10 protein-coding genes and 2 tRNA genes are annotated in these 17,379 nt (G+C 58.1%); 10 read left to right on the forward strand and 2 right to left on the reverse strand.

All coding sequences use genetic code 11. The features are described from left to right. The first annotated feature begins 12 nt into the window (after positions 1-12). Positions 13-969 (forward strand): hypothetical protein, encoded by a 957-nt coding sequence (locus AC1MEA_RS00775; RefSeq protein WP_449632835.1) that lies wholly within the window; start codon positions 13-15, stop codon positions 967-969. Here the strand turns inward: AC1MEA_RS00775 and dinB are convergent. Next, the gene (gene dinB, locus AC1MEA_RS00780; RefSeq protein WP_480916366.1) at positions 966-2,027 is read right to left on the reverse strand and encodes a DNA polymerase IV; all 1,062 of its coding nucleotides are present in this window, start codon (positions 2,025-2,027) and stop codon (positions 966-968) included. The genes AC1MEA_RS00775 and dinB overlap by 4 nt on opposite strands. Before the next feature lie 249 nt (positions 2,028-2,276). Here dinB and AC1MEA_RS00785 point away from each other — a divergent pair. The 4 genes from AC1MEA_RS00785 to AC1MEA_RS00800 all read left to right on the forward strand — a co-directional run bounded on the left by AC1MEA_RS00785 (position 2,277) and on the right by AC1MEA_RS00800 (position 6,870). Further along, positions 2,277-2,353: transfer RNA gene (locus AC1MEA_RS00785), tRNA-Met, on the forward strand. Between the two features lie 251 nt (positions 2,354-2,604). Further along, positions 2,605-2,681: transfer RNA gene (locus AC1MEA_RS00790), tRNA-Met, on the forward strand. A 257-nt stretch (positions 2,682-2,938) separates the two neighbouring features. Further along, positions 2,939-5,581, forward strand: coding sequence for a bifunctional lysylphosphatidylglycerol flippase/synthetase MprF (gene mprF, locus AC1MEA_RS00795; protein ID WP_480916367.1), 2,643 nt, complete (start codon positions 2,939-2,941; stop codon positions 5,579-5,581). Beyond that, positions 5,581-6,870, forward strand: coding sequence for a virulence factor family protein (locus AC1MEA_RS00800; RefSeq protein ID WP_480916368.1), 1,290 nt, complete (start codon positions 5,581-5,583; stop codon positions 6,868-6,870). Before mprF ends, AC1MEA_RS00800 begins: the two co-directional genes overlap by 1 nt. Before the next feature lie 90 nt (positions 6,871-6,960). Here AC1MEA_RS00800 and AC1MEA_RS00805 read toward each other — a convergent pair whose 3' ends face one another. Continuing rightward, positions 6,961-8,859 carry a potassium transporter Kup gene (locus tag AC1MEA_RS00805; protein ID WP_480916369.1) on the reverse strand — a complete coding sequence of 633 codons (1,899 nt, stop codon included), beginning with the start codon at positions 8,857-8,859 and terminating at the stop codon, positions 6,961-6,963. A gap of 269 nt (positions 8,860-9,128) precedes the next feature. Here AC1MEA_RS00805 and rimO point away from each other — a divergent pair, with 269 nt between their 5' ends. The 5 genes from rimO (at position 9,129) to AC1MEA_RS00830 (ending at position 17,355) form a co-directional block, all read left to right on the forward strand. Continuing rightward, positions 9,129-10,466: a 30S ribosomal protein S12 methylthiotransferase RimO gene (rimO, locus tag AC1MEA_RS00810; RefSeq protein ID WP_449632840.1), complete on the forward strand. Its 1,338-nt coding sequence runs from the start codon at positions 9,129-9,131 to the stop codon at positions 10,464-10,466. Between the two features lie 159 nt (positions 10,467-10,625). After that, entirely contained in the window at positions 10,626-11,498 is an 873-nt protein-coding gene (locus AC1MEA_RS00815; protein WP_480916370.1) for a DUF4123 domain-containing protein, read from the forward strand. After that, the gene (locus AC1MEA_RS00820; RefSeq protein ID WP_480916371.1) at positions 11,495-15,031 is read left to right on the forward strand and encodes a toxin VasX; all 3,537 of its coding nucleotides are present in this window, start codon (positions 11,495-11,497) and stop codon (positions 15,029-15,031) included. The genes AC1MEA_RS00815 and AC1MEA_RS00820 overlap by 4 nt, the downstream gene beginning before the upstream one ends. 1 nt (position 15,032) lies before the next feature. Next, the gene (locus tag AC1MEA_RS00825) at positions 15,033-16,226 is read left to right on the forward strand and encodes a hypothetical protein (RefSeq protein ID WP_480916372.1); all 1,194 of its coding nucleotides are present in this window, start codon (positions 15,033-15,035) and stop codon (positions 16,224-16,226) included. A 337-nt stretch (positions 16,227-16,563) separates the two neighbouring features. After that, the gene (locus AC1MEA_RS00830) at positions 16,564-17,355 is read left to right on the forward strand and encodes a hypothetical protein (RefSeq protein WP_480916373.1); all 792 of its coding nucleotides are present in this window, start codon (positions 16,564-16,566) and stop codon (positions 17,353-17,355) included. Positions 17,356-17,379: the final 24 nt, after the last annotated feature.

Genomic DNA, 17,379 nt, shown 5'->3' on the forward strand with positions numbered 1-17,379 from the left:
TCAAGAGATCACATGCTCAAGCGAAGCACCTTAAGCCTCGGCAGTGCCGCACTGTGCGGCACCCTGCTCGTCAGCGGTTGTGCCAACCACTTGTCACCACGCAGCGAGCACGAAGAGCGCGTCGAGCGCAAATTGCTCAATCACAGCCTGCAAGTCGATATCGGTGAGCCCAAGATGCTTGAGCTGCCGCAACGTCGCGTGCGGATTCATGATCAAAAGACGTTCGAAGTCACCGAGTTCGAAGTCACCCGCAACTATGATCGCTATACCCCTTACCAACCTTGGCGCGAGACCTATGAAATCCCGCTGGGCGCCGTTGCAGTGGTGGGCGGTATAGGGGCCAATATTCTCAACGTGGTCATGCTTGGACGCTTACCGGACAGCATGACCAAAGACTGGATCAGTTACGGTTTTGCCGGGCTCAATCCGTTCATGAACGTGCAGTCCCATGGCCGGGCGCAGCAGAACCTTTCCAGTATTGATGAGGTTCAGCACGACAAGCGGGTTGAGTATTCGAGCCTGCCATGGAGCGAACGCCCGGTCGAGGTCAAGGCTGGCGCGCACACTTACGATCTGACAACCGATCGCAATGGGGTATTGCGCCTGAACCTGCTCGACAGCCCTTTTGCCGAACAGGAACTCAATCACATCACACGCTTGCAGATCAGTGTCGCGGACGATCAGGACAATGCACGCATCAGCGCCACCCTGCCGATCAGCAATTCATTGCGCGGCAAATTGCGCGAAGCTCACGCATTGATCTACGACGACCTGGAGGATGACGAAGTCAGCCAATGGGTGCACCGGGTCAAACGTCTCTCGGAGCTGGGCATGGAAGAAGAAGCCAGCGAGCTGGAACAAAGCCTGATCGAACTGACGCGCAACGACCCCGAACTGCAACAGCAATTTCTTAAATCGCTGACCAAAGACGCCGGGCGCCTGGTGGCCGATCCAGGGCCGAGCAGCTAACGCGTAAACAACTCCAACTGCTCATGGGCACCGCGTAGATCCTGCAGACGTACGCCGATGCCCAATAAGCGCACCGGCTTATCACCTCGAGCGAATGCCTGGGTCAGCAGTTGTTCAAAACCATCCAGATCACGCCCCGCCCCTGACTGCTCCAGGGTAGTTTGAGTGAAGTCATGAAACTTCACTTTGACGAAAGGCTTACCCGCTCTGTAGCTGTCGTCCACGCGCGCCATTCGCCCAGCAAGCGTTGCGAGTAACTCCGGCAGTTTTTCCAGACAGCTGGCCAGATCCGGCAAATCCGTATCGTAGGTGTTTTCGACGCTTACCGACTGACGCCGACTGTCGTTCTGCACCGGCCGATCATCAATCCCGCGCGCCAGACTCCACAACCGCTCACCAAACGTGCCGAACTCGCGCACCAAGGCCAATTTATTCCAGTCGCGCAGGTCCGTGCAGGTGGTGATACCCAGTCGGCCTAGCTTGTCCGCGGTCACCTTGCCGACGCCGTGCAACTTGCTCACCGGCAATGTGGCGACGAACGCTTCTACTTGATCCGGGGTAATCACAAACAGACCGTTGGGCTTTTTCCAGTCACTGGCAATTTTTGCGAGGAATTTGTTAGGGGCCACCCCGGCCGACACCGTGATGTGCAGTTGATTGGAGACACGGCGACGGATGTCCTGAGCGATTCGGGTCGCACTCCCCGAGAAATGGCTGCTGTCCGAGACATCCAGAAAAGCCTCATCCAATGACAGAGGCTCGATCAGATCGGTGTAATCGCGAAAAATGGTCTGAATTTCACGGGAAGCCTCTTTATAAGCATCCATGCGCGGCTTGACGATGGTCAGGTCGGGACACAGCGTCAAGGCATACCTGGACGACATGGCCGAGCGCACGCCATAAGCCCGCGCCTCATAGTTGCAGGTGGCTATCACTCCGCGCCGGTCCGCCGAACCGCCTACCGCCAACGGCTTGGCAGCAAGACGTGGATCGTCGCGCATTTCGATGGCGGCGTAGAAGCAGTCACAGTCGACGTGGATGATTTTGCGCTGCGTCATGAGGTGCGGTTATGAATGCTGTGGGCTGCGCAGTATCTCACCCACGCTGAAATGTGGCACTCACGATACTGAAAGCAATGTACGAAAGGTCGGAAAAAATGACCCTAATCACCCTGTCAGGTCCGCCCTGTGCGCCCTCAAGCCGATTCGCGCACTCTATTGGCATCGCTAAGCGATTGAAGGAAAAGCACTTTTCTGAAATTAACAATTGACAGCCCGGCGTTCCACTGTAGAATGCCGACACACAGACGCGGGATGGAGCAGTCTGGTAGCTCGTCGGGCTCATAACCCGAAGGTCGTCGGTTCAAATCCGGCTCCCGCAACCAAACATCAAACAAGGCTACTCGAAAGAGTGGCCTTTTTTGTGTCTGCGATTTCATCACATCCAACCTTGCCCTCCCCCTTCGCTGTGGAGTGACCAGGAATAGACCGATGAGAGACAAAGGACACCCATCAGGAAAACCCTTTGCGCACTGAGCACTTAACCGATCCGACAGGTTATTTACGCTTATTTGTCGCTTATGCCGCATTAACGATTGACACCCCACCGTTCCGCTGTAGAATGCCGCCACACAGACGCGGGATGGAGCAGTCTGGTAGCTCGTCGGGCTCATAACCCGAAGGTCGTCGGTTCAAATCCGGCTCCCGCAACCAAATATCAGAAAAGGCTACTCGAAAGAGTGGCCTTTTTTGTGCCTGACCGAAAAGCATCGGAACAGTGATCAGAAACACTTGTCAGAATTGTCGATCCAGAGGATAGGTATCTGTCGGCCAAATAGCCGGCTGAAACGAATCCGCTACATTCGTCCTGTAGACTGTGACACGCTAATATTTCGAAATATTTTCTGCGTAGGGATTGGTAACTTGTCTGTATACCTCCATCCTGTCGCGCACGATCCAAGGAGTGATTGATGCGCGCCAATTCGTCCGATTCCAATGAACCTGTCACTGCCACTCAACCGATTGCGCCGACTCGTTTGCACTGGTTGGAACTGCTGAGCAAATATCGCCAACCCTTGGGCCTCGCGGTAACGTTGCTTCTGTTCTCTATTGCGCTGATCGCCTGTCGCCACCTATTGAGTGAGCTGGACCTCTACGCCCTGCACGATTCGCTGCTGAGCGTTCCGCTGCCTGCATTGGGAGGCGCCCTGGCCGCGACTGCCGTCGGCTTTGTGGTGCTACTGGGCTATGAGTGGTCGGCCAGTCGCTACGCCAACGTTCAACTCCCTGCACGCACGTTGGTCCTCGGCGGCTTTACCGCGTTCGCGATTGGTAACGCAGTAGGACTGTCGCTGCTGTCTGGCGGATCGGTTCGCTACCGGCTTTACGCTCGTCATGGTCTGGGCGCTGTAGAAGTCGCGCGCATGACCTTATTTGCAAGCCTTTCACTTGGCTGCGCCCTGCCCCCGCTTGCAGCCTTGGCAACCCTGAGCAATCTGCCAGCCGCTTCCGTTGCCCTGCATTTGCACACGTCGGTGCTTGCAGCGGTGGCCGTGACAATTCTCGCGCTCAGTGCATTGTTGGCCGTAGGCATCTACCGCCGTCGCCTGCCTGAACAGCCGATCCCGCACAACCTGCTGGTCCGCGCAGGGCGTCGCACTCTGCGCCTGCCTGGCCTGAACCTGACGTTGATGCAATTGGTCATCACTGCGCTGGACGTCGGCGCTGCAGCCATCGTGCTTTATTTGTTACTGCCCGACGCGCCGCCCTTTGGCGCCTTCTTGCTGGTCTACCTGCTTGCCCTGGCCGCAGGCGTGCTCAGCCATGTACCCGGTGGTGTAGGCGTGTTCGAGGCGATTTTGCTCGCCGCCTTTGCCGATCAACTGGGCGCCGCACCGTTGGCAGCCGCCTTGCTGCTTTATCGCCTGATTTATGTGGTCCTGCCGTTATTGCTGGCGTGCGTGGCATTGTTGGTCACTGAAGCCCAACGCGTGTTGCCCACCCGCAAAGCTATACGCGTTGCTTCGGGTCTGGCTGCGCCGATCCTGGCGTTGCTGGTGTTTCTGTCGGGTGTGGTCCTGTTGTTTTCCGGCGCCACACCTGAAATCGATACGCGCTTGAAACACGTTGGCTTTTTAATCCCGCACCGCCTGATTGATGCCTCGCACTTCGGCGCCAGCTTGATTGGCGTATTGTGCTTGTTGCTGGCCCAAGGTCTGCGCCGCCGTCTATCGGCGGCATGGATGCTGACGACTGTGCTGCTCGTGGTCGGCGCACTGCTGTCTCTGCTCAAGGGCTTCGACTGGGAAGAGGCCAGCCTGCTGACCCTGACCGCCGGGCTGCTGGGGATCTTCCGGCATTCGTTCTATCGGCCCAGTCGCTTGCTTGAGTTGCCATTCTCGCCGCTGTATCTGGTGGCCAGCATGTGCGTACTGGGGGCGTCGATCTGGCTGCTCTTGTTCGCCTATCAAGACGTACCGTACAGCCATCAGCTCTGGTGGCAGTTCACCCTCAACTCCGATGCCCCGCGGGCCTTGCGCTCAGCCTTGGGCAGCGCGGTATTGCTGGTGATCGTTTCACTGACCTGGCTATTACGCACCGCACGTCCGGTCATTACCTTGCCCAATGCCGAAGAACTGGCCAAAGCCGCCGAGATCGTGAATGCTTCCGATCAGCCCGATGGCGGCCTTGTATTGACCGGTGACAAAGCACTGCTGCTACACCCTAGTGGCAAGGCCTTCTTGATGTACGCACGTCGTGGCCGCAGCCTGGTGGCCTTGTATGACCCGATTGGCCCAACACAGCAACGCGCAGAACTTATCTGGCAGTTCCGCGACCTGTGTGACATCCATCATGCTCGACCGGTGTTCTATCAGGTGCGCGCGGAGAATCTGCCGTTCTACATGGACATCGGCTTGACGGCGATCAAACTGGGCGAAGAAGCACGGGTCGACCTGAAGCGTTTTGACATCGACGCCAAAGGCAAGGAAATGAAAGACCTGCGCTATACCTGGAACCGCGGTGGGCGAGATGGCCTGTCGCTGGAGATCCATGAGGTCGGTCAGGCACCGCTGGACGAACTGAAGGTGATTTCAGATGCCTGGCTCACTGGCAAGAATGTCCGAGAGAAAGGCTTCTCCCTGGGCCGCTTCAGCCCGCAATATTTGCAGCATTTCCGTATAGCGATCATCCATTTCGAAGGCAGGCCTGTCGCGTTCGCCAACCTGCTGGAAACATCCCGGCATGAACTGGCCAGCCTGGATTTGATGCGCGCTCACCCCGACGCACCCAAACTGACCATGGAATTTATGATGGTCGGCTTGATTCTGCACTATAAAGAGCAAGGTTATGGACGCTTCAGCTTGGGCATGGTGCCGCTTTCCGGCCTGCAACCGCGACGCGGTGCACCCTTGACCCAGCGTCTTGGCTCGATGGTATTCCGCCGTGGCGAGCAACTGTATAACTTCCAAGGCTTGCGTCGCTTCAAAGACAAGTTCCAGCCTGACTGGGAACCCCGTTATATGGCCGTGCCCGCCGGACTTGATCCGCTCGTGGCGCTGGCTGACACTGCCGCCCTGATTGCAGGCGGCCTGACCGGATTGGTGAAACGCTGATGATTCAACGCTACTGGCGATTTTTGCTCGCAGCCCTGATTGTTCTAGCACTGGTACTTGGCTTTTGGTTGTGGAACCGTCCCGAGCCTGAAGCAAGTCTCGAACACCTGACACTCGAGAATGGTGCCGCGCTGACTCGGGTCTTGCCCGGCACCAGCGCCAACGCCTACGTTGCCTTGGCCGTCCTGGCGGATGAAGGCCTGACGGACAAGCAACTGCTGGCACTGAGTCAGGACGCCGACGCCGAAGTCGTGCAGGTAACCCTGCCCAAGGACAACTGCGCCCTGCAGCAGCAAACCCTCAACGCAGGCATAGAAAAGCTCAACGACGCGCCCACACTGGTCGCGGGCATCGGTCCGGGCGCAACCCTGGCCTGGCGCTGGCTGGCGGGACAAACCGACGACAAGGCTCAAGCGATCTCGGTAGGTTTCTCGCTCGAGCCACCTGGCTGCAATGACGATCTGCCAAAAACTGCCGCACATGGCCACTGGCTGGTTGCCTGGAACGACGGCCCGGATGATGCCGCCGCTACCTTCGTGCGTGATCAACCCAATGCCGAGAACAGCATCAGCGACTACGACATCCACCTGCCACAGGTACTCAACAGCCAGCTTCGCCACCAATTGGTCGCCGATGACAATGATGGCGGCCTGAACATTCCAGTGGTGGAGGTACCGGCCGGACAGACGACTGACACCGTGACCCTGTTCCTTTCCGGGGACGGTGGCTGGCGCGACCTGGACCGTGACGTGGCAGGTGAAATGGCCAAGATCGGCTACCCGGTGGTCGGCATCGACACCCTGCGTTACTACTGGCAGCACAAGTCTCCTGAACAAAGCGCCCTGGACCTTACCGAGTTAATGGCGCACTACCGGCAGAAATGGGGCACCAAGCGTTTCGTGCTGACCGGCTATTCGTTCGGCGCCGATGTCCTGCCGGCGATCTATAACCGCCTGGCCCCTGATGAGCAAAAACGCGTCGACGTGATCATCTTGCTGGCATTCGCGCGCAGCGGCAGTTTCGAGATCATGGTCGAGGGTTGGCTGGGGACTGCAGGCAAGGAAGCACCCACAGGACCTGAGATGGCTAAGCTGCCCGCTGAAAAAGTGCTGTGCGTTTATGGTGCGGATGAGGATGCCGAGAGCGGTTGCACCGAAGCGACCGCGGTTGGCGAAAAGCTCAAGCTGCCGGGCGGGCACCACTTCGATGAAAACTACCCGGCCCTGGCCAGGCGCATGATCGATGCCATTGAGAAGCGCCAAGGGAAAACCTCAGCCAAACAAGGCTGACCCAGACCGGCTTCGCGCCACACCAACAAAAAGTCCCCGCAGCTTTGCAGCTCGGGGACTTTTTCGTTTCTGTGCCTTACCTGTCTAGCCTTACATCTCTACCTGGGTGCCCAACTCGATCACCCTGTTGAACGGCAGATTGAAGAAGCGCAGGTTGCCGTTGGCGTTCTTGAGCATGAACGCGAACAACGCCTCACGCCAGCGCGCCATACCCTCTAGCTTGGCAGCGACGATGGTCTCGCGGCTAAGGAAGTACGTGGTGCGCATCGGACTGAAGTCCAGCTCGTCCAGATGACACAGCTTCAGCGCGGCGGGCACATCCGGCTCATCCATGAAACCAAAGTGCAGAACCACCCGATAGAACCCCTCGCCATACCCCTCGACTTCGAAACGTCGACTCGTCGGGACGCGTGGGGAGTCCTCGTAAACCACCGTCAGCAGCACCACCTGCTCATGCAATACCTGATTGTGCAGCAGGTTGTGCAACAAGGCGTGCGGCACTGCGTCGGGGCGAGCGGTCAAGAACACCGCCGTACCTTGCACCCGATGCGGCGGTTGCACACGAATACTGCTGATAAAGATAGGCAACGGCAGCCCCCCTTCATCTATACGGTCCACCAGCAGCTGCTTGCCGCGCTTCCAGGTGGTCATCAGGATGAACAGGACAAGCCCTGCCAACACTGGGAATGCACCGCCCTGCACTATTTTTGGCACGTTCGCGGCAAAATACAGACCGTCGACCAACAGAAAGCCTACGAACACTGGAACCGCCAGAATCGGTGGCCACTTCCACAGCAGCAGCATCACCGCTGAAACCAGAATCGAGGTGCACAGCATGGTGCCCGTCACGGCAACGCCGTAAGCAGAAGCCAGTGCGCCAGAGGACCCAAAGCCCAACACCAGCAGGATCACGCCCACCATCAGCGACCAGTTCACCGCACCAATATAAATCTGGCCTTGGGCAGCACTGGAGGTGTGCTGAACGTGCATGCGCGGGATGTACCCGAGCTGGATGGCTTGCAGCGTCATGGAGAACGCGCCGGAAATCACCGCTTGCGAAGCGATCACCGTCGCAAGCGTCGATAACGCCACCAAGGGAATCAACGCCCAGCTGGGTGCCAACAGATAGAACGGGTTGCGCGCCGCCTCCGGATCGTCAAGCAACAACGCACCCTGACCGAAATAATTCAGGACCAACGCTGGCAACACCAGGATAAACCAGGCGCGAGCGATCGGCTTGCGGCCGAAGTGGCCCATGTCCGCGTACAGCGCTTCAGCCCCCGTCAACGCCAGCACCACGGCACCGAGTACCGTTACACCGAGGCCAGGATGAGCGATAAAGAAGCGTACGCCCCAAATGGGGTTGAACGCCTTCAATACTTCGGGATGCTCCACGATCCCGTTGATGCCAAGCGCAGCCAGCACCAGAAACCAAGTCACCATCACCGGCCCGAACAGAATGCCGATCCGCGCCGTACCGTGGCGCTGAAGCACAAACAGGGCCACCAATACGATCAACGAGATCGGCACCACCCAACGCTCAAGCCCGTCGAACGCCAGCTCCATGCCTTCTATCGCCGAGAGCACGGAAATCGCGGGGGTGATCATGCTATCGCCATAAAATAGCGTCGCACCGATCAGACCGAAGACCACCAACATGCTGCGCAACCGGGGATACGGCAAGGCCGCCCGCCGCGCCAGCGCGGTCAGCGCCATGATGCCGCCTTCGCCCTGGTTATCGGCGCGCAGGACAAACAACATATATTTGAACGAAACCACCCAGATCAGCGACCAAAAAATCAGCGCCAGAATACCCAAAACACCGTCATGGTTGAGCGGTACCCCATACGCCCCAGAGAACACCTCTTTAAGGGTGTACAGGGGGCTGGTGCCAATATCGCCATAAACTACCCCGACGGCCGCGATCAGCAGCCCCACCGGTTTTGCCGAATTATGCCCAGCATCTGCCTGACTCATTGCCTGACCCATTTACCACTCCTACAACAAGACCTGGGCTCCAAAAACACAATGCTGTGCCTGAGCGAGCGCCGTTTTTACCGATATCAATTAACGCCATTGATGCGATCGGGCGTAACGCCGCGAAGCATAGCGCAGCACTCGTCGTAATTCTCTGCATAAAGCTGGTCAATCTATGGTCTCGCCGCTAGAATTGCGCACTTTTTGATCAGAGGCGCACCCAGCGCCCAGTCAGTGTCCCCGGCCATGTGCCCGGGCGCCCCCCAATGCCGAGGTTCGCCATGTCCACCGTCACCACGCCATCCGCCCCTAAGGTTGGCTTCGTTTCCCTGGGTTGCCCCAAAGCTCTGGTCGATTCCGAGCGCATCCTCACCCAACTGCGCATGGAAGGCTATGAAATCGTGGCCACTTACCAGGACGCCGACGTCGTGGTGGTCAACACCTGCGGCTTTATCGACACTGCCAAGGCCGAGTCCCTGGAAGTGATCGGTGAAGCCCTCGCTGAAAACGGCAAGGTTATCGTTACCGGCTGCATGGGCGTAGAAGAAAGCGCGATCCGCCTGGTTCACCCTAGCGTGCTGGCCGTTACCGGCCCGCAACAGTATGAACAAGTAGTCAACGCCGTTCATGACGCCGTGCCGCCAAACCTCGACCACAACCCGCTGATCGATCTGGTGCCACCTCAAGGCATCAAGCTGACGCCACGCCACTATGCCTATCTGAAAATTTCCGAAGGCTGCAACCACAGCTGCAGCTTCTGCATCATCCCGTCGATGCGCGGCAAGCTGGTCAGCCGTCCGGTCGGCGATGTGCTCGACGAAGCCCAGCGTCTGGTAAAGGCCGGGGTCAAAGAACTGTTGGTGATCTCCCAGGACACCAGCGCTTATGGCGTCGACATCAAATACCGCACTGGCTTCTGGAACGGGCAGCCGGTCAAGACACGCATGACCGAGTTGTGCGAAGCCCTTAGCACGCTCGGGGTGTGGGTCCGCTTGCACTACGTCTACCCGTACCCGCACGTCGATGAATTGATTCCACTGATGGCCGCCGGGAAAATCCTGCCGTATCTGGATATCCCCTTCCAGCACGCCAGCCCGAAAATCCTCAAGGCGATGAAACGCCCTGCCTTCGAAGACAAGACCCTGGCGCGAATCAAGAACTGGCGCGAAATCTGCCCGGACCTGATCATCCGTTCGACCTTCATCGTCGGCTTCCCTGGCGAAACCGAAGAAGACTTCCAATACCTGCTCGAGTGGCTGACCGAAGCCCAACTCGACCGCGTAGGCTGCTTCCAGTACTCCCCGGTCGAAGGCGCACCAGCCAACGCCTTGGGCGATCACGTCCCGGACGAGATCAAGCAGGACCGTTGGGACCGCTTCATGGCTCACCAGCAAGCCATCAGCGCAGCACGCTTGCAATTGAAAGTCGGCAAAGAGATTGAAGTGCTGATCGACGAAATCGACGAAAACGGTGGTGCCGTAGGCCGCTGCTTCTTCGACGCACCTGAAATCGACGGCAACGTCTTTATCGACAGTGACCAGGACCTCAAGCCGGGCGACAAAGTCATGTGCCGGGTCACAGACGCTGACGAATACGACCTGTGGGCTGAAACGGTTTAAATCAGCCTGTCGCTCGAAAAAAAGCCCTGCCCTTCAACTGGCAGGGCTTTTTTGCAACTTAGGGAAAAGTCTTACCTCCTGCTACTCCCTCCGCCGACATAACCCTCTCTCTATTCCCGTCATAGTCGTCGCTTTCGAGAAACGCGAAGGATTGTGCGAATGGGATCGGCCACTGCTAAACGGATCGCGTTGCCAGAAGATCTCCCCTGGCAACAAAGCGTCGGCCTGCTGCTAGATGCCGTACAGGTCGAGAAGCTTTTGCCGCGTCTATTCGAGTGGGCCGAGATTCCAAGGGTGGACGTGCTTTATCTCACCACTCGGCTTGCCGAGTTTAGAGACCTGTCCCCCTGCCTTGTCCGCCTGAAAAGTGCGGGCGACCCGACGCTTGCGCAGTTCTTGGAAAACGTCGATCAGCAATGGGGCTATCTGCTGGTCAGCGATGAGCCTTGGGAGCAGGTGGTTGCGCATCTGCGCTGGTTGACCGTCATTGAGTGCCCGTCCGGGCAAGACATGCTGCTGCGCATTGCCTACCCGCCAGTGGCAGATGCCCTGTTTGGGGCGGAATATCCAGACTCTGTGCTGTTCGGTCCCTGCCGGCATATCTTCACCGCAGACCTTGCGCGTAGCGGCTGGCATTGCTACGCCCGCCCCGGCGAAATGCCGCCCCCGAAACACGATGCACCCTACCGACTTAACGAAAAGCAGCGGAACAGTCTCGACGACGCCAGTTTTGGCAAACGGTTGACCGAACTCTCCCGGCACATGAAGCACTACTTCCCTGACTACCAGGCAGATTTAACGGACCAGCAGTATTGGGAGCATCTGCAGGCGTTGGCGCGCCGTGCTATCGAGCACGGTTTTGGAAGTGAAAAAGAGCTCTATCTGTATGCGACCGCTCACGGATTTATGAGTGAACAGGCGTTACTGGACGACCGCTTAATTGCCAGCCTTTTGCAGCATAACCCCAACTACCCCGGCACCGAGCGGGCCGAAACCATCGCAAATCTGGCCCAAATAAGGAGCCAGCCATGACCGACTTCATGACCCCACGCGGCCACATGGCCATCCTGGTCGCCCAATCCAAAAGCGCCACACCCTTCGGTGAAGTCGGCGTTTGTCCGCTGCTGCAAAAAACCATTCACCTGCTGCCGGTACGTTACGGCCTGGTTGAAGACAGCCTAGATCCGAGCGCTGATCTGGCGATGCCTTACATGCTACAAAGCCGCCCCTTGGGTCTGCGCATGCTGCGTGACGGTTATCTGTACGTGATCGACAGCGCTACCGGCATGCTGAGTGAGTACAGCATCAAGGACGGCTCGCTGGAGTACTGGCTGTTCACCGGCAAGGCGTTCAAAGCGCATCGCCCGCTCCTGGGCGATCCACCCGAAATGATCTTCTCCCGGCGCAGCGTGCTGCATGTCGCCTACTCGGAGGTGCAGTGGACCGTCGCCAAGTGCCGGCAGGTGCTCGATAGCGCCACCGAGCGCGAGCACTTCATGCAGCGTATCGACCTGACGCCGGTCAACAGCGAACACATCGTCGCGCCGCTGCTGCATGAGCGGCACGCGAAGAAATGGCTGGCCGAGGTGGCGCGGGATCACGATGCCCCTCATCAAGGCCTTACCCCTGAAGAAAACATTCCGTATCTGTGGGAACACCCACCGCTGTTTCGTCAGACCTTGATCGAGGAGCTGACCAGCCAGGTCAGCAACGAGCACAAAAGCGACTTCCTGTTCCTCGCCGTGCGGGATGATATCGGCGTAATGCGCGACCTGGCGAACTATCAGGACAAGGTGGTGGGCTGGATCAATGACTGGGCCCGCAGCGGCCAGGAAGAGGGCCATACGGAGCGTGATTACGTGCTGGGCTGCTACATCGAATCGCTGAGCCAGATCAGTGCCGCCAACCTCAGAAAAATGGCCGAGAGCACCGATGACCCTGCGCTCAAGGCGTTATTGCTTGATCTGGAAAAGCTGCCCGAACCCCAACGTAGTGAAACGCGGCAGGCGTTGCTGGAGGTGCTGAACCTTGATCCGGTTGCCAATCCGCTGCCCGGTGTTTCCGACCCTGACCATCCTGCCGACCTCAAGGCCCAGCTAAAAAGCATCCAGATCGGCCCGGTGCGAGCCATTGGCTACAACATGGCCAGCGAGCTGGAGAAAGCCGTCGAGCTTTACTACCTCAAGCAAAAACTTGCCACCGCCGACCCTGAGTTTATTGCCACCCACTGGCAAACCCTGGCCAAGTTGCACCGGAAACAGGACAAGCGACTAAGAGACCTGCTGTACGGCGCCCGCTGGGGCCAGCGCGGGATCAACGACCTGATCGACCGTCCGCGCATGGACGCTTTTCTCAAGGCGCAACGCCCCAAGCTCGCGCATTGGAACACCCTGCTTGATCGCATCACCTATGACCGACTGGAGATGCTGACCCACAACCGTTTCCACCGCGCCGCCTGGTATTACGACGCCAACGATCCGGAGCAGATCGATCACGCCTTGCTCACCCAATACGACTGTTTGAAAGACCTGTGCCGCAGTGACACCGCCAACGACACCATTGTTGCCTGGCTCAACCGCAACCCGCATCAGAGTCGGTCACTGTTTTTTACCTTGCCGCTGAGCGTGCAGACCGAACTGGCCGCACAATTCGCCTTGTTCACCAACGCGGGCTGGGGACTGCTTAAAAGCGCGCCGGAGTGGATCGAGAAGCTGAAAACACTGTTTGTCGGCCATCTGCCGGACATCGAAACCCTGCCCCACGCCACCCAAGTCAACGCCACCGCCGCCTGGGGCACCCTCGCCCCCGCCGTGCAGTGGGGCGTGCAACAAGGGCTGCACGACTTCATGCAGGCCTTGGACAAAGGCCAGATGCCGGACATCGAGGCACTGTTTCGCTACCTGCCCAAGACCTTCGGGGTTTCCCTGCTCGACGCGGCCCGGCGCGAGAAGGTCAGCTTTCAAGTGGCCGATGCCGATGACCTGAAAGCCTTGGGTGAGACGGTCAAGGAGGTGCAGGCGAAACGTAGATACCTGCGTTCCCTGAACAACAATGCCCGTCGCTATCGTGCGGAAAAAGATCACTGGCTGGCTCAAGAGTTGGAAAACCAGCGGCCTGAAACTCAACAGAAACTTAACGTTCTGGAAGAGCGACTGGCCCGGATGCTGAGCCCGATTCGTGAACTGCCAGAGGGCGCGGTGCACCTGCAAACAGCGACGGCCGGCACGCCGGGGTTGGCCTTGGTGTTTCCTCCCGAGCAGCAGGCGCAGGTACGGTCGCTGCTGGATAACTATCGGCAGGGGGTGAGGGCTGCGCCTACAGCCGGGTTGTTGGGGGATGGGGCTGGGCTGCTGGTGTTTGCGGCGCAGTTGGTGAATTTTGTGCAGGTTTACAGGGAGTTTGGCTCACAACCCGAGCCCGTTAAGAATAAAGGCCCCGTGTGGAGTGCATTTTTGACAACTGCAGCTGCCGGATTCGGCGCTGCCCAAGGAATAGCCGATACCGCACTCGGTGCACACGCAGTCCAGCTAGGCAAAAACCTAAAAGCGGCTGAGCTGAAAGGCGTACATGTGCAGATGGGGAAACTGCATATTGGTCTGGGCCTCGTTGGCTACTTCTCCGGTGCGGTTGCCGCTCTGATCAACCTGAATGCTTCACACAATAACTGGCTCGACGCGACTCGCGAGGGTAATGCTGGTGCTCAGGCAGGAGCAGCCCTGACCATGACCGGAAACAGCGCCGCTTTTCTGAACAATGCTTACGGCTTGCAACAAAGCGGTATGGCATTGAAAGACGTTCTGGCCGTTATTTGGCAACCCCAAGCTCGCGCAACCGCTTGGGCGGTAGCTGGCCCTCGTTTGGCCACGGTATTTTTCCGTTTCAACGTAGCCGGCATTCTGATTACCGCGCTAGAGCTGTCGGGCACTTGGTTTTACAACCGCTATAACCTCAGTCGCCATGATCAATGGCTGCAGACTACTCCCTGGAGCAGAGATACGGATCGACGTTTGTCGCTGCCGCTAAGCGAGTACCAAAAAAGTCTGCACGTTCAGGTCAAGGCCCCAAAAATCGAAGTGAGGCCCGAGCAACCTGATGATCAAAACACCCCGTCGACAACGCGGATAGTGCTGCACCTGCCCACCACCTCCAGTGCCGATTTGATGAAACCTTTTGGCAACAGCAAAGCCAAAACCGCGCTCCGGATCGGCGGCTATGAAGTACGCACTCACACCACGCGAGTCAACCCGGTAGAGCGCTGGACTGTCGCGACTGACGCCCTGATCCAAAAACTTCGGATCAAACAAGCGACACCCTTGGTTCTGGAGTTTGAGGCACCCACTCGCGAATATCGCCCAACCGCCACCGAGCGCGACGAGTTAGTGGTGACCGTTGAGCTTGGAGACTTTAGCCCCGAGGATGGCGCTTACTTACTCAACGTTTATCAATTCCGCGTACATCTCGACGGCCAAGGCGGTGAGATCGCTGATAAGAACCTTGAACCTCAAGGGGAGAAATGCACTTTTTACCTTATTGATCCCCTCCAACTGCCACAGGAGGACGACTGATATGGCTAAACCGCTGCTTAACGCGCCGCCACCGATCAGTCGTGAACCGTATGCCGGAATGATCGAAAACTTCCCCAGCGGCCAGGTTATTTATCTGGCCCCCGTTCCTTTGCCTGCCGATATGCCGGCTCAGGACTATGGCAATGCTGTAGGTGAGGTGAACGACGCCTACATGGATTTTGGGCTCGGATTGCCTGCTGTATTTGGTTGGCAGATGACGCTAGGAGGGCCGTTTGCTTGCTTTTGCCTGACCGCGTTCGTTGGCCCTTTGACCTTCGGTCTAATGGACCTTGGACTCGGACGTAGCTTAGAAGAGGCTAGAGACGTTGTTTTGGACTTTCTTCCTTCAGGCTTGCAAATAGGTACATGGGGCGGCGGCGCTGTTCTTCTGATGTTCCTTATCATCTCCCTCAACCACCTCGCCAAATACGAAACCCTCGTCCCCACCCGCTTCAACCGCCAACGCCGTGAAGTCTGTTTCGTCCCGGCCGGTCAAACCGAACCGATCTTCGTCCCCTGGGAATCACTCTCCGCGTGGGTCGTCCAGGCCCGAGGGGTTACTCAATACGGCCTGAACATCCAGTACGCCATGGGCCTCGGTTTTTACCACCCGCCTCACGACCAGCAATACACCCTGGAATTTCACTGCGCCGGTTTTGAGTTGGCCATCTGCAACTGGGAGGCGATTCGTGCGTACATGGAGTACGAGGTTCACACCCTCAAGGAGATTCAGGACCCGCTCGACCTGCAAGGCCCCGACGATCCGCCGCATGAAGGGCTGCACACGTTCTACAACGCTCGCGAACGCATGCGCCGTCGGCGCAAGGCGGGCGAAGTCGGCTGGGGTTATCCGTTCTGGTGGTACCTGTACCACGTCATGACCCTCTGGACCTTGCCCAACCACCTCACCGAATGGGAAATCCGCCGCATCAAAAGCATGGGCCGCGCTGCCGTGCCCGAGGCGATGCAGGCATGGTCCGCTCCGCTGCCGAAAGCTGAATGGGCCAAACCCAGCGAGAAATTGCAGCGCATGAGCAAAATGGTCAACGACCTGCGCCAGCAAGAGCCGCAGGTCTCGTTGATTCAGCATTTCGTTGAAGTGCAGATCGCTGAAGCGAAACGAGAGAGTCAAGAAGACGACGGCGATGACGCCCTGATTGATCCCCTCCACCTGCCGCAAGAGGAGGACGACTGATATGGCTAAACCGCTCCTTAACGCGCCGCCACCGATCACTCGTGAACCGTATGCCGGGATGATCGAAAATTTTCCTGGTGGACAGGTTATTTATCTAGCCCCCGTTCCTTTGCCCACCGATGTGCCGGCTCAGGACTATGGAAATGCGGTAGGTGAAGTCAATAACACCTACATGGACTTTGGGTCAGGAATGCCGGCGGTATTTGGCTGGCACATAACATTAGGTGTTCCTTTGAGCATTTTTTTTATGACCGCTTTCTTGGCTCCAGCAATATTCGGCCTAATGGGACTAGTAGCAGGGGAGAATCTAAAAAGTTCTGTCGACTTTGCATTGGGTATGATTCCATCTGGCTTGCAAATTGGCGCGTGGGGCGGTGGCGCCATCCTCTCCCTCGGCATCATCATCTCCCTCAACCACCTCGCCAAATACGAAACCCTGGTCCCCACCCGCTTCAACCGCCAGCGCCGTGAAGTCTGTTTCGTCCCCGCAGGTCAAACCGAACCGATCTTCGTCCCCTGGGAATCACTCTCCGCCTGGGTCGTCCAGGCCCGAGGGGTCACCCAATATGGCCTGAACACCCAGTACGCTATGGGCCTCGGTTTTTACCACCCGCCTCACGACCAGCAGTACACCCTGGAGTTTCACTGCGGCGGTTTTGAGTTGGCCATCTGCAACTGGGAGGCGATTCGCGCGTACATGGAGTACGAGGTCCACACCCTCAAGGAGATCCAGGACCCGCTCGACCTGCAAGGCCCCGACGATCCGCCGCATGAAGGGCTGCACACGTTCTACAACGCTCGCGAACGCATGCGCCGTCGGCGCAAGGCGGGCGAAGTCGGCTGGGGTTATCCGTTCTGGTGGTACCTGTACCACGTCATGACCCTCTGGACCCTGCCCAACCACCTCACCGAATGGGAAATCCGCCGCATCAAAAGCATGGGCCGCGCTGCCGTGCCCGAGGCGATGCAGGCATGGTCCGCTCCGCTGCCGAAAGCTGAATGGGCCAAACCCAGCGAGAAATTGCAGCGCATGAGCAAAATGGTCAACGACCTGCGCCAGCAAGAGCCGCAGGTGTCGTTGATTCAGCACTTCGTTGAAGTACAGATCGCTGAAGCGAAACTGAAGTAAGGGTTAACAATCAGCGATGGAACG

Source organism: Pseudomonas sp. ASL8, from assembly GCF_056680355.1.